This is a genomic window from Streptomyces sp. NPDC056061, assembly GCF_042266885.1.
In the GTDB taxonomy this organism is placed as follows: domain Bacteria; phylum Actinomycetota; class Actinomycetes; order Streptomycetales; family Streptomycetaceae; genus Streptomyces.
Window position 1 is genome coordinate 350,603 of record NZ_JBHJWQ010000001.1, and the last position, 11,934, is coordinate 362,536.

At 68.5% G+C, this 11,934-nt stretch carries 9 protein-coding genes; 6 read left to right on the forward strand and 3 right to left on the reverse strand.

What is annotated here, in order from left to right; all coding sequences use genetic code 11:
* Nucleotides 1-39: 39 nt before the first annotated feature.
* The 3 genes from ACFC79_RS01580 to ACFC79_RS01590 all read right to left on the reverse strand — a co-directional run bounded on the left by ACFC79_RS01580 (nucleotide 40) and on the right by ACFC79_RS01590 (nucleotide 4,005).
* On the reverse strand, nucleotides 40-1,020 hold the full coding sequence (locus ACFC79_RS01580) for an ABC transporter permease (RefSeq protein ID WP_376233686.1): 981 nt from the start codon (nucleotides 1,018-1,020) through the stop codon (nucleotides 40-42).
* Between the two features lie 93 nt (nucleotides 1,021-1,113).
* A complete protein-coding gene (locus ACFC79_RS01585; protein WP_376233687.1) occupies nucleotides 1,114-2,901 on the reverse strand; it encodes an ABC transporter substrate-binding protein in 1,788 nt (595 codons plus the stop codon).
* Nucleotides 2,902-2,976: 75 nt separating this feature from the next.
* Nucleotides 2,977-4,005, reverse strand: a complete 1,029-nt coding sequence (locus ACFC79_RS01590; protein ID WP_376233690.1) for an ABC transporter permease — start codon at nucleotides 4,003-4,005, stop codon at nucleotides 2,977-2,979.
* 577 nt (nucleotides 4,006-4,582) lie between these two features.
* Here ACFC79_RS01590 and ACFC79_RS01595 point away from each other — a divergent pair.
* The 6 genes from ACFC79_RS01595 (at nucleotide 4,583) to ACFC79_RS01620 (ending at nucleotide 11,816) form a co-directional block, all read left to right on the forward strand.
* Complete coding sequence (locus tag ACFC79_RS01595) at nucleotides 4,583-6,205, forward strand: ABC transporter substrate-binding protein (protein ID WP_376233692.1); 1,623 nt, start codon at nucleotides 4,583-4,585, stop codon at nucleotides 6,203-6,205.
* Between the two features lie 166 nt (nucleotides 6,206-6,371).
* Nucleotides 6,372-7,295 carry an ABC transporter permease gene (locus ACFC79_RS01600; RefSeq protein WP_376233694.1) on the forward strand — a complete coding sequence of 308 codons (924 nt, stop codon included), beginning with the start codon at nucleotides 6,372-6,374 and terminating at the stop codon, nucleotides 7,293-7,295.
* Nucleotides 7,288-8,262: an ABC transporter permease gene (locus ACFC79_RS01605; protein WP_376233697.1), complete on the forward strand. Its 975-nt coding sequence runs from the start codon at nucleotides 7,288-7,290 to the stop codon at nucleotides 8,260-8,262. The genes ACFC79_RS01600 and ACFC79_RS01605 overlap by 8 nt, the downstream gene beginning before the upstream one ends.
* Before the next feature lie 13 nt (nucleotides 8,263-8,275).
* Nucleotides 8,276-9,253, forward strand: coding sequence for an ABC transporter ATP-binding protein (locus tag ACFC79_RS01610; RefSeq protein WP_376233699.1), 978 nt, complete (start codon nucleotides 8,276-8,278; stop codon nucleotides 9,251-9,253).
* Nucleotides 9,243-10,535, forward strand: a complete 1,293-nt coding sequence (locus ACFC79_RS01615; RefSeq protein WP_376233702.1) for an ABC transporter ATP-binding protein — start codon at nucleotides 9,243-9,245, stop codon at nucleotides 10,533-10,535. Before ACFC79_RS01610 ends, ACFC79_RS01615 begins: the two co-directional genes overlap by 11 nt.
* A gap of 195 nt (nucleotides 10,536-10,730) precedes the next feature.
* Nucleotides 10,731-11,816 carry a hypothetical protein gene (locus ACFC79_RS01620; RefSeq protein ID WP_376233704.1) on the forward strand — a complete coding sequence of 362 codons (1,086 nt, stop codon included), beginning with the start codon at nucleotides 10,731-10,733 and terminating at the stop codon, nucleotides 11,814-11,816.
* Nucleotides 11,817-11,934: the final 118 nt, after the last annotated feature.

The following is an 11,934-nucleotide window of genomic DNA, read 5'->3' on the forward strand; positions in this document are numbered from 1 at the left end:
CGCGCACGGAGAGGAAGGGGGTGCTCACGGGGTCTCTCCCTAGGCGAGGCGGACGCGCGGGTCGATGAGGGCGTAGACGGCGTCGACGACGATGTTGAGGACGACGATCGCGGTGGCGGCCACCATCATCACGCCGAGCAGCGTCGGCAGGTCGTTGGTGGAGACGGCCTTGACCGAGAGCGCCCCGATGCCCTGGAGGCTGAAGGTCTTCTCGGTGATGATCGCGCCGCCGAGGAGTACCCCGAGGTCGAGGCCGAAGATGGTGACGATCGGCCCCATGGCCCCGCGCCAGGCGAATCTGAAGAAGACGGTCCGCCGGGACAGGCCCTTGGCGCGGGCGGTGCGCACGTAGTCCTCGCTCAGCGTCTCCACCAACTGGGAGCGCGCCATACGGGTGTAGTTGGCCGTGAAGATGACGGACAGGACCAGCCAGGGCAGCAGGAGGCCGGAGAACCAGGCGCCGGGATTCTCGGTGAGCGGTGTGTAGCTCGGCCGGTCCAGCAGGTGCAGCTGGTCGGTGAGGAAGTACATGGCGACCACGCCGACGATGTAGATCTGCAGCGAGGAGGCGACGAGCGACGCGGAGGAGGCGACCTTGTCGAGCAGCTTGCCCTGCTTGACCGCGGCGAGCATGCCGGTGCCGACGCCGAAGAGGACGAAGACGAAGGCGCTGCCCACGGAGAGCGAGAGGGTGGTCGGGAACCGGTCGACGATGGTGCCGAAGACCGGCTCGCGGTTGATGAACGAGTAACCCAGGCAGGGGGCCGGGCAGTTGCCGTACGTCTGGTAGTCGCGACCGACGAAGATGCCTTGCAGCCAGTGCCAGTACTGCACCGGTATCGGATCGGCGATCCCCAGGTTGTGCCGTACCAGCGCGAGGGTCTCGGGCGTGCAGACCTTGCCGCAGGCCACCCGGGCGGGGTCGCGCGGGGCGGTGTAGAAGAGGACGAAGACCAGGGCGCTGATGATCAGCAGGATGACCGCGGCGCCGACGACACGGCGGAGAAGAAAGCGCAGCATGGCAGTGGGTTTTCCTGACGGATGCCGAGAGGGAGGAGGGGGAGCGGGTGACTCGCCGCTGGGGAGTCACCCGCTTCCCGCGGGGGCCGTTCGTCAGGCCTTGACGTACGTCTTGTAGAGCAGCGTCGCCGAGAAGTTCGGGTCCATGATGGCGCCGCCGACCTTGGAGCCGTACAGGTAGAAGCGCCGCTGGAAGGTCTCCGGGATGATCGGGACGATCTCCTCCATGATGCGCTTGTCCAGCGCGGCCCAGGCGTCACCCGCCTTCTTCTGGTCGGTGATGACGACGTTCTCCTTGACGGCGGCGTCGATCCAGTCGACCTTCACCTGGGAGACGTTGTTCTGGCCGTTGCCGATGTTGGCGCTGTCGAAGAGCGGCTGGATCATCGTGTACGCCGTCGGCCAGTCGGGCGACCAGCCGAACCACATGACGTCGAAGCTGTTGTCGATCTGCTGGGCCTGGTCGTAGTACGAGGTCGAGTCGACGGGCTTGATGACCGGCGTGAAACCTGCCTTCTTGAGCGCGTTCTCGATGACGACGGCGGTCTTGTCGTAGGTCGGGCTCTGCGGGTACGCGTAGACGATCTTCTGGCCGAGCTTGCCGGCCTTCTTGAGGACCTCCTTGGCCGCCTCGGCGTCGCCCTGCGGCGCCTTCAGCTTGCCGTAGAGGTCGAACTCCTTGCGGCCCAGGATGTCGGGGCTGAGGATGGTGGTCGCGTAGTCGCCCGCGGAGGGGCCGCCGTAGATCTTGCGGATCTGCTCCAGGGGCCAGGCGATGTTGAGCGCCTTGCGCACCTCGACGTCCGTGACGCGCTTGCAGTTGATCGGGTAGTAGTACGTGCCGGTGAGCAGGCCGTTGAAGGTGCGCTTCTTCAGCTCCGGGTCGGTGAGCACCTTCTGCATGCGCTCGGCCGGCACGGCCTTGTAGATGGAGACCATCTGCTGGTCCTTGCCCTGGTCCGCGATGAAGCGGTCCGCGGACTCCAGCGAGGTGGGGCCGAACTCGAACTCGAAGCCGTCCGGGTAGGCGTTGCGGATCGGGTCGGTGGCCGGGTCCCAGTGCTTGTTGCGCGTCAGCGTCATCGACTTGTCGATGGAGCGGTGCTTGACGATGTACGGGCCGCAGGAGACGGGCTTCTTGTCGTACTTCTCCTTGGTGTCCAGCTTCACCGGGGTGGCCGAGTAGGAGGTCATGGCCAGAGTGAAGTTGAAGTCCGGACGTGGCTCCGCCAGCTTGAAGGTGATCGTCTTCTTCGCCTTGTCGGTGACGATCGAGTCCAGGTGCTTGCCGTCGTACGGGCCCTCGTAGCCCTTGCGCCAGTCGCCCTTGCCGGTGAGCGCCTGCTGGACGTAGGCGGCGCCCTCGGTGACGAACGGCGCCCAGGCGCGCTCGATGCCGTGCCGGACGTCCTCGACCGTCAGCTCGCTCCCGTCCTCCCACTTGAGCCCGTCCTTCAGCGTGAAGGTCCAGGTCTTGTTGTCGGCGGACGCGGTGCCGACGTCGGTGGCGAGGTCACCGACGAGGGTCATGGCACCCTTCATGTCGATCTTGTAGCCGGTGAGGCCGCGCGCGAACAGGAGCGCCCCGGAGGAGTTGAACGCGTAGTAGATGCGCTGCGGGTCGAGGTGGGAGAAGTCGTCCTCGGAGACGCCGTAGATCGTCCCGCCCTTCTTGGCACCGGGAATCTCCGGAGCCGGGCCCGTCGATTCCTCCTTGCTGCCGATCTTGACGGTGGCACCGGTGTACTCCGTCGCCCCCGCCTGCGGCGTGCCCTTGTCACCGCCCCCGCCGGCGTCACCGCTGCTGCACGCGGAGAGAACGAGTGAGCCGCCCGCCGCCACGGATGTGGCGATGACGAAGTTTCTGCGGGAGAGAGACATGGCAACCTGCCCTGGTCGTTGAAAGGGGACGATTGATCCGGCGGAGCCCCGTCGCTCCTGTCCGGGACGGAACTGTCAGCGCTTGGTCTTCGGGTCGAGGGCGTCGCGGACCGAGTCGCCGAGAAGGTTGAACGCAAGAACGAAGACCACCATCGACACGCCGGGGAAGAGCATGAAGGTGATGTCGTCCTGGTAGACGTCCGCGCCGCGTTGGAGTATCACGCCCCAGTCGGGGGTCTTCGCGGTCAGTCCGACGCCGAGGAAGGCGAGCCCCGCCTCGGCGGTCACGAACATGGGGAGAGCGAGGGTCGCCTGGATGAGGATCGGCGTCCAGAGGTTGGGCAGCAGTTCCTTGAAGATGATCCGGGCCGGCGAGGCGCCGGTCACCTTGGCCGCCTCCACGAACTCCCGCTCGCGCAGGGCGAGTACCTCGCCGCGCAGCAGTCGCGCGATCGAGGCCCAGCCGAACGCGGTCATCACCAGGATCAGACTGGTGACGGTCAGCCAGATCGGGGTGGACTCCTCCGGCGAGACCAGGATCGAGATCAGCACGGGCCAGAACGCGATGAAGAAGAGCGTGGAGGGGAACGCCAGCAGGATGTCGATGACCCGGCCGATGAAGTAGTCGGTCTTCCCGCCCAAGTAGCCGGCGGTCACGCCGATGACGATGCCGAGCACGGTCACCAGAAGGGTCGTCACACCGGCGATGAACAGCGAGTTGCGGATGCCGTAGAGCAGGAACGTGAAGAGGTCGCGCCCGAGTTGGGGTTCGATGCCGAACCAGAAGTCGCCGCTGATCCCGCCGTTGGGCTTGATCGGAAAGCCGAAGTCGTTGAGCAGGCCCTCTTGGTCCTGGCCGTACGTCGTGTACGGGTCCTTGCCGTACAGCTTCGCGATCAGCGGTGCGCAGACCGCGATCACGAAGAAGAAGATGACCACGTAGGCCGAAATCATGCCGGTGCGGTCGCGTTTGAAGCGCCGCCAGGCCAGCTTGCCCGGTGACCGGCCGTCGCCGCCCTTGAGTGCGGAGGGGTCCGGCGGGGGCGTCGGCGTCGCGTCCTCCGCCTCAACGGGTGTGGCAGCGTGTGGGGTTGGAATCGTCATGGTGCTCCTGGCCCGGAGGGTCGAAGGACTCCGCAGGGCAACACCTACGGGCTACCCGGACCATTTCAATGCCGTTCATGCAGGGTCAATGAATGGCCGATGCCCTTGGTCCGGTCTTTAGGTTATTTGCTTTTTCATTACTTTTATTTGGAAATTATTTTGCGCCAGTGTGCCTGGTTCGGTGACCTCGGTGCGACGAATGCGGGCAATTCAGGCATCGAGTCCGATATTCGGGCGGGACTGTCTCGGAATGTGTACATCCCGCCGCGATCATTCGTGGTAGATGCGGGTTCGATGCGCGGCCGTTATCGGCCGGTGTCCGTTCGTGACGGGTATGCAATGTCATGTGCATGTCTGTTCGCTCGGGTCGGGCGGGGCGCCGCGAGTGTCGACGGCCGTCGGATGCGGCGCGTCCGGATTCCCCCGGCTCGGGAATCCTCCGGCTCGGGATTCCCTCGGCTCCCGGTTCCTCCGGCTCCGATCCCCTGCCCCGGATGGGTGGAGTAGATATGCGGCATGTCTCTGATGAGGCGATATTTGACACCAAGTGAGACGGAGCACCAGGAGGAGGCACTCCATGCGCGGAGCCACACGGGCCGGATGGGCCGCGGGTGCGGTGGTCGTCGCCCTCGCGGTGACGTCGTGCGGCGGTGGTGGCGGCGGCAGTGGGGCCGAAGGAATCGTGAGCTCCTCGTGGGGTGATCCGCAGAACCCGTTGGAACCGGCGAACACCAACGAGGTGCAGGGCGGCAAGGTACTCGACATGGTCTTCCGGGGGCTCAAGCGGTACGACCCCAGAACGGGCGAGGCCAAGGACATGCTCGCCGAGAAGATCGAGTCCAAGGACAGCCAGAACTACACGATCACCGTGAAGGACGGCTGGACCTTCAGCAACGGCGAGAAGGTCACCGCCAAATCCTTCGTGGACGCCTGGAACTACGGCGCCCTGTTGAAGAACAACCAGAAGAACGCCTATTTCTTCGGCTACATCGACGGCTACGACAAGGTCCACCCAGCCGGCGGCAGCGCCTCCGCGAACACGCTCTCCGGCCTCAAACTCGTCAACGACCGGACCTTCACGGTCAAGCTGTCGCAGAAGTTCTCCCTCTGGCCGGACACCCTCGGCTACGTGGCCTTCGCCCCGCTGCCCCGAGCCTTCTTCACCGACCACGCGGGCTGGCTGGCCAAGCCCGTCGGCAACGGCCCGTACACCATCGACACGTACACCAAGGGCTCGTCGATGAGCCTGCGCAAGTGGGCCGACTACCCCGGGCCGGACAAGGCGCAGAACGGCGGCATCGACCTCAGGGTCTACACCGACAACAACACCGCCTACACCGACCTGACGGCCGGCAACCTCGACCTCGTCGACGACGTGCCCGCCTCTCAGCTGAAGAACGTCAAGGCGGACCTGGGCAGCCGGTACATCAACACCCCGGCCGGCATCATCCAGACCCTCGCCTTCCCCTTCTACGACAAGCGATGGGACACCCCCGGCGGCATCAAGGTCCGCCAGGGCCTGTCGATGGCCATCAACCGCGAGCAGATCACCGACCAGATCTTCCAGAAGACCCGCACCCCCGCCTCCGACTGGACCTCCCCGGTCCTCGGCGCGGAGGGCGGCTTCAAGGAGGGGCTGTGCGGGGCCCCGTGCGAATTCAACGCGGCGCAGGCCAAGAAGCTCATCCAGGAGGGCGGCGGCATCCCCGGCGGCCAGCTCAAGATCTCGTACAACGCGGACACCGGATCCCACAAGGAATGGGTCGACGCCGTCTGCAACAGCATCAACCGGGTGATGGGCGACAACAAGGCGTGCGTCGGCGGCCCCATCGGCACCTTCGCCGACTTCCGCAGCCAGGTGTCCCAGCAGAAACTGACCGGCGCCTGGCGGGCCGGCTGGCAGATGGACTACCCACTGATCCAGAACTTCCTCCAGCCGGTGTACTACACCGACGCCTCGTCCAACGACGGCAAGTGGAGCAGCAAGAAGTTCGACGGCCTCGTCGACCGGGCCAACGCCGAGCCCGACAAGGCCAAAGCCGTCTCGACCTTCCAGGACGCGGAGCGGGTCCTGGCCGAGCAGATGCCCGTCATCCCGCTCTGGTACCAGAACGGCAGCGCCGGCTACGCGGACCGGATCAGCAACGTGTCGCTGAACCCCTTCAGCGTCCCGGTGTACGAGCAGATCAAGGTCAAGTGACCGACGGGGCCGGACGGTCCGGTGGCGGCGACGCACCGGGCCGCCCGGCCCTCGCGTCCCCACGGCGTCCCGCCGACGGCGTCCGGGCCGACACGGCGCGAACACCGCCCTCCCGGCCCCGGGCCGCCGGCCCCGCCTACGATCCCCGCGACCCCCGGAGCTCCTGATGGGACGTTATGTGATCCGGCGGCTGCTGCAGATGATCCCGGTCTTCTTCGGCACCACGCTGTTGATCTTCCTCATGGTGAATGTGATGGGCGACCCCATCGCGGGCCTCTGCGGCGAACGCCGCTGCGACCCGGCGACCGCCGCCCGTCTCCGGTCGGAATTCGGCCTCGACAAGCCCCTCTGGCAGCAGTACGCGACCTACATGGGCAACGTCTTCACCGGCGACTTCGGCACCGCGTTCAACGGGCAGAAGGTCACCGCACTGATGGGCGCCGCCTTCCCCGTCACGATCCGGCTCACCGTCGTCGCGATCGTCTTCGAGATCGTCATCGGCATCAGCCTCGGTGTCGTCACCGGCCTGCGCCGCGGCCGCCCCGTCGACACCGCCGTCCTCGTCCTGACCCTTGTCGTCATCTCCGTCCCGACCTTCGTCACCGGCCTGCTGCTGCAACTCCTCCTCGGAGTCCAGTGGGGCGTCATCAAACCGGCCGTCTCCTCCGAGGCGCCCATCGACGAACTCATCGTCCCCGGACTCGTCCTCGCCTCGGTCTCCCTGGCGTACGTCACCCGTCTCACCCGGACATCGATCGCCGAGAACGCCCGCGCCGACTACGTCCGCACCGCGGTCGCCAAGGGACTCCCCGGACGCCGCGTCGTCATCCGGCACCTGCTGCGCAATTCGCTGATCCCCGTCGTCACCTTCATCGGCACCGACGTGGGCGCGCTGATGGGCGGGGCGATCGTCACCGAACGGATCTTCAACATCCACGGCGTCGGCTACCAGCTCTATCAGGGAATCCTGCGCCAGAACTCCCAGACGGTCGTCGGCTTCGTCACCATCCTGGTCCTCGTGTTCCTGACGGCGAACCTGATCGTCGACCTGCTCTACGCCGTACTCGACCCGAGGATCCGCTATGCCTGAGCCGACACCGGACGAGGCGATCTCCCCAGCCGGGGCAGGAGGAGCGATGGACCTCGCACTGGAGGAGGGCGCGACCCTCGAAAAGACCCCCGGCGGGCCCGAGGGCACCGGCCCCGCCGAGAAACCGCGCAGCCTGTGGTCCGACGCCTGGCGCGACCTGCGCCGCAACCCGGTCTTCCTGATCTCCGCGCTGATCATCCTCTTCCTGGTGGTCATCTCGATCTGGCCATCGCTGATCACCGACCAGGACCCGCTCGACTGCGACCTCGCCAAGGCCCAGCAGGGCTCGCAGCCCGGCCACCCCTTCGGCTTCGACGGACAGGGCTGCGACGTCTACACCCGCACGGTCCACGGGGCCAGGAACTCGGTGACCGTGGGCGTCTGCGCCACCATCGGCGTCGCCCTGCTCGGCGGCGTCCTCGGCGGGCTGGCCGGATTCTTCGGCGGCTGGTGGGACGCCCTCCTCTCCCGCGTCACCGACATCTTCTTCGGCATCCCGGTGGTCCTCGGCGGTCTGGTCTTCCTCTCCGTCGTCACCAGCTCCACCGTCTGGCCGGTGATCGGCTTCATCGTGCTGCTCGGCTGGCCGCAGATCGCCCGCATCGCCCGCGGCTCCGTGATCACCGCCAAACAGAACGACTACGTCCAGGCGGCCCGCGCGCTCGGCGCCTCGAACACCCGGATGATGCTGCGCCACATCGCCCCGAACGCCATCGCCCCGGTGATCGTCGTCGCGACCATCGCGCTCGGCACGTACATCGCGCTGGAGGCGACCCTCTCGTTCCTCGGCGTCGGGCTCAAACCGCCCGCCGTCTCCTGGGGCATCGACATCTCCGCCGCCTCCCCGTACATCCGCAACGCCCCGCACATGCTGCTCTGGCCCGCCGGGGCCCTGGCGATCACGGTGCTCGCCTTCATCATGCTCGGCGACGCGGTGCGCGACGCCCTCGACCCCAAGCTGCGCTGAGGAGCCCGCTGCCATGTTGCTCGAAGTGCGCGATCTGCACGTGGAGTTCCACACCCGTGACGGCGTGGCCAAGGCCGTCAACGGGGTCACCTACGCGGTGGCCGAGGGCGAGACGCTGGCCGTCCTCGGCGAGTCCGGCTCCGGCAAGTCCGTGACCGCCCAGGCGATCATGGGCATCCTCGACATGCCGCCCGGCAGGATCGGCGGCGGCGAGATCCTCTTCAAGGGGCGCGACCTGCTGAGGATGAAGAAGGACGAACGCCGCAGGATCCGCGGCCGGGAGATGGCCATGATCTTCCAGGACGCGCTCTCCTCCCTCAACCCCGTGCTCAGCGTCGGCGAGCAGCTCGGCGAGATGTTCGTCGTGCACCGCGGGATGTCCCGCAAGGACTCCCGGGCGAAGGCCGTCGAGCTGATGGACCGGGTCCGCATCCCGGCCGCCAGGGAACGCGTCGGCGACTACCCGCACCAGTTCTCCGGCGGCATGCGCCAGCGCATCATGATCGCCATGGCGCTGGCGCTGGAGCCCTCGCTGATCATCGCGGACGAACCCACCACCGCCCTCGACGTGACCGTCCAGGCCCAGGTGATGGACCTGCTCGCCGAGCTGCGGCGCGAGCTGAACATGGGGCTGATCCTGATCACCCACGACCTGGGGGTGGTCGCGGACGTCGCCGACCGGATCGCCGTGATGTACGCGGGCCGGATCGTCGAATCGGCCCCCGTGCACGACATCTACCGGGCGCCCGCCCACCCGTACACCAAGGGCCTGCTCCGGTCGATCCCGCGCCTGGACCAGAAGGGCCGGGAGCTGTACGCGATCAAGGGCCTGCCGCCCAACCTGCTGCACATCCCGCCCGGTTGCGCCTTCCACCCGCGCTGCCCGATGGCCCGCGAAATCTGCCGGGGCGAGGTGCCGCCGCTGTACGAGGTGGCCGAACACCGCAGGAGCGCCTGCTACTTCTGGAAGGAGACGCTCGATGCACGCTGACCGGCCGAGGTACGGGAGGACGGGCGGAGCGGGCGCGGCGGTCCGCGACCGGCCGGGAGGGCCGCCGACCGGCGAACCGATCCTGGAGGTCCGGGACCTGGTGAAGCACTACCCGCTGACCCGGGGCATCCTGGTCAGAAAGCGGATCGGCGCGGTCAAGGCGGTCGACGGGGTCTCCTTCGACCTGGCGGCGGGCGAGACGCTCGGCATCGTGGGGGAGTCCGGCTGCGGCAAGTCGACCGTGGCCAAGATGCTGGTGCACCTGGAACGGCCGACGGCCGGGGCGATCCGGTACAAGGGCGAGGACGTCACCGCGCTGTCCGGCCGCGCCCTGAAGGCGGTGCGCCGCAACATCCAGATGGTGTTCCAGGACCCGTACACCTCGCTGAACCCCCGGATGACGGTGGGCGACATCATCGGGGAGCCGTACGAGATCCACCCGGAGGTGGCGCCGAAGGGCGACCGCCGCCGCAGGGTCCAGGACCTGCTGGACGTGGTGGGCCTCAACCCGGAGTACCTCAACCGCTACCCGCACCAGTTCTCCGGCGGCCAGCGCCAGCGCATCGGAATCGCCCGCGGCCTCGCGCTGAACCCCGAGATCATCGTCGCCGACGAGCCCGTCTCCGCCCTCGACGTCTCCGTCCAGGCGCAGGTGATCAACCTGCTGGACCGGCTCCAGGCGGAGTTCGCACTGAGCTACGTCTTCATCGCGCACGACCTGTCGATCGTGCGGCACATCTCGGACCGGGTCGGCGTGATGTACCTGGGCCGGATCGTCGAGATCGGCACCGACGAACAGATCTACGACCACCCCACCCACCCGTACACCCAGGCGCTGCTCTCCGCGGTGCCGGTGCCGGACCCGTCCGCCCGCGAGCACCGGGAGCGGATCATCCTGCACGGCGACGTCCCGTCCCCGGCGAACCCGCCGTCCGGCTGCCGCTTCCGCACCCGGTGCTGGAAGGCGCAGGAGCGGTGCGCGCTGGAGGTCCCGCTGCTGGCCGTCCCGGCGGTGTTCCGGCAGACCGAGGGCCCGGCCGGGCACGACTCGGCCTGCCACTTCGCGGAGGAGAAGCGGGTGGTGCCGCCCGAGGGCCTGCTGGAGACACCGGGGGAACTGCCGGAGCGCGCGCCGGGGACGGAGGGCGGCGGCGACGGGCGGGGTGGTGGAGTCGGGCCGGGTGGTGGTGACGGGCCGGGTGGTGGAGTCGGGCCCGGTGGTGGAGTCGGGCCGGGTGGTGGTGACGACGGGCCGCCGTCCGGGAGCAGCCGGGTCGTCTGACGAGGCATCCGTAACCCGTCGGCAACCTCCGCGCACCGCCGCCGACACACGCGCCCGCGAGCACGGACGACGCACGGCCGTGCGGGCGCCGTGAACCGGCCGGGGCCCCAACTCCCCCCGGCGGGTTGCCCGTTCATCTGAAGCCTGGTGCGCGCCCCCTTGTCCGGCGGGCAGCGACCGTGGAGTATCGCGAGGGTGATACTCACACGGGGGGCAAGGGTCACCGGCGCCGTTCTCTGCGCCCTGCTCGCGGCGATCGTGGCGGGCTGGTTGATACGGGACCTCGGGGCGGCCGACGGCCCGGAGCACATGTGGCGGTACTGGGCGGGGTTCTACGACGAAGGCCCGGGCACGATGCCCGCCACGTCGAGCGGCGATCTGGCGCTGCTGGTGGTGTACCTCGTCGCCGCCGGTGCGGCACTGCGGTCCTCGACGGCCGCGGCGACGATGGTCGCCACCGGGGTGCTCACGATCGCCGTACGGCTTCCCGGCCTCTGGAACATCGGCGCCTCCGAGATGAACGGCAGGTTTTCCGACGAGCTGCGCACCCGGGCCCTGCTCTGTGCCTTCGCGGCCCTGGCGGCGGGGGTCGTGCTGATCGTCACGGCGGGTGCCGGGCGCCGCCCGCCGGTCGACTTCTCCGAACAGGTACCGCTCCGGCCGGGCCGGGGCGCGCGTGTGACCGCCTTCCTGCTGCTGGGCACCGGGGCAGTACTCGGCATCGCCTGGGGCATCCGCCTGCTGGTGCGGTTCCCCGAGATCTTCCCGGAGTGGTACGTGGGCGGGGAGCGGAGCATGCCGGTGCTGATCGACCCGCCTCCCGGGTGGAGCAGTGTCCTGCACGTGCTGCTCTGCGCGTTCGCCGCCGTGAGCGCGCTCGCCGGAGCCGTGCACACCCGGCCGTTCGGTCTGATCGCCGCCGCGGTGCTGCTGCCGGACGGGGTGATGGGAGTGTTCCAGGCCGTGCACTACAAATGGCTGGAACAGTTCGGCGAACTGCCGTTCGAGAACCAGCTCGGGGTGCTGAGCTCGTTCCTCGAAACCCTCCTCGCGGTGGTCGTGCTCATCGTGCTGGCCCGGCGGGGCACGGCCGAAGTCCCCATCCCGCCCCATCAGGGGTACGAGCCGGGGTACGGCTACCCCGGGCAGGGCCCCTCGGACGCGCCGCCGCCCCCGCACCAGCCGCCGCGCTTCGGGCCACCGCCCCCGCATCAGCCGCCGCGCTTCGCGCCGCCGCCCCCGCACCAGCCGCCGCCCGCGCAGCCGCCGCCGGGCTGGTGACGGACACGGCCGGGGCGCACCGGTCCGATGCCGTGCGTCGATGGCCGGAATTCGACGGGCGGCCACGGACCCGGCACGGGCGCCCGATGGCCGAAAGCGGCCGCCGGGCGCCCCGCCC

Bases quoted from the DNA above. Each gene is read 5' to 3' on its own strand.
- ACFC79_RS01580 (WP_376233686.1), bottom strand. From the start codon at position 1,020: ATGCTGCGCTTTCTTCTCCGCCGTGTCGTCGGCGCCGCGGTCATCCTG.
- ACFC79_RS01585 (WP_376233687.1), bottom strand. From the start codon at position 2,901: ATGTCTCTCTCCCGCAGAAACTTCGTCATCGCCACATCCGTGGCGGCG.
- ACFC79_RS01605 (WP_376233697.1), top strand. From the start codon at position 7,288: ATGCCTGAGCCGACACCGGACGAGGCGATCTCCCCAGCCGGGGCAGGA.
- ACFC79_RS01595 (WP_376233692.1), top strand. From the start codon at position 4,583: ATGCGCGGAGCCACACGGGCCGGATGGGCCGCGGGTGCGGTGGTCGTC.
- ACFC79_RS01590 (WP_376233690.1), bottom strand. From the start codon at position 4,005: ATGACGATTCCAACCCCACACGCTGCCACACCCGTTGAGGCGGAGGAC.
- ACFC79_RS01600 (WP_376233694.1), top strand. From the start codon at position 6,372: ATGGGACGTTATGTGATCCGGCGGCTGCTGCAGATGATCCCGGTCTTC.
- ACFC79_RS01615 (WP_376233702.1), top strand. From the start codon at position 9,243: ATGCACGCTGACCGGCCGAGGTACGGGAGGACGGGCGGAGCGGGCGCG.
- ACFC79_RS01610 (WP_376233699.1), top strand. From the start codon at position 8,276: ATGTTGCTCGAAGTGCGCGATCTGCACGTGGAGTTCCACACCCGTGAC.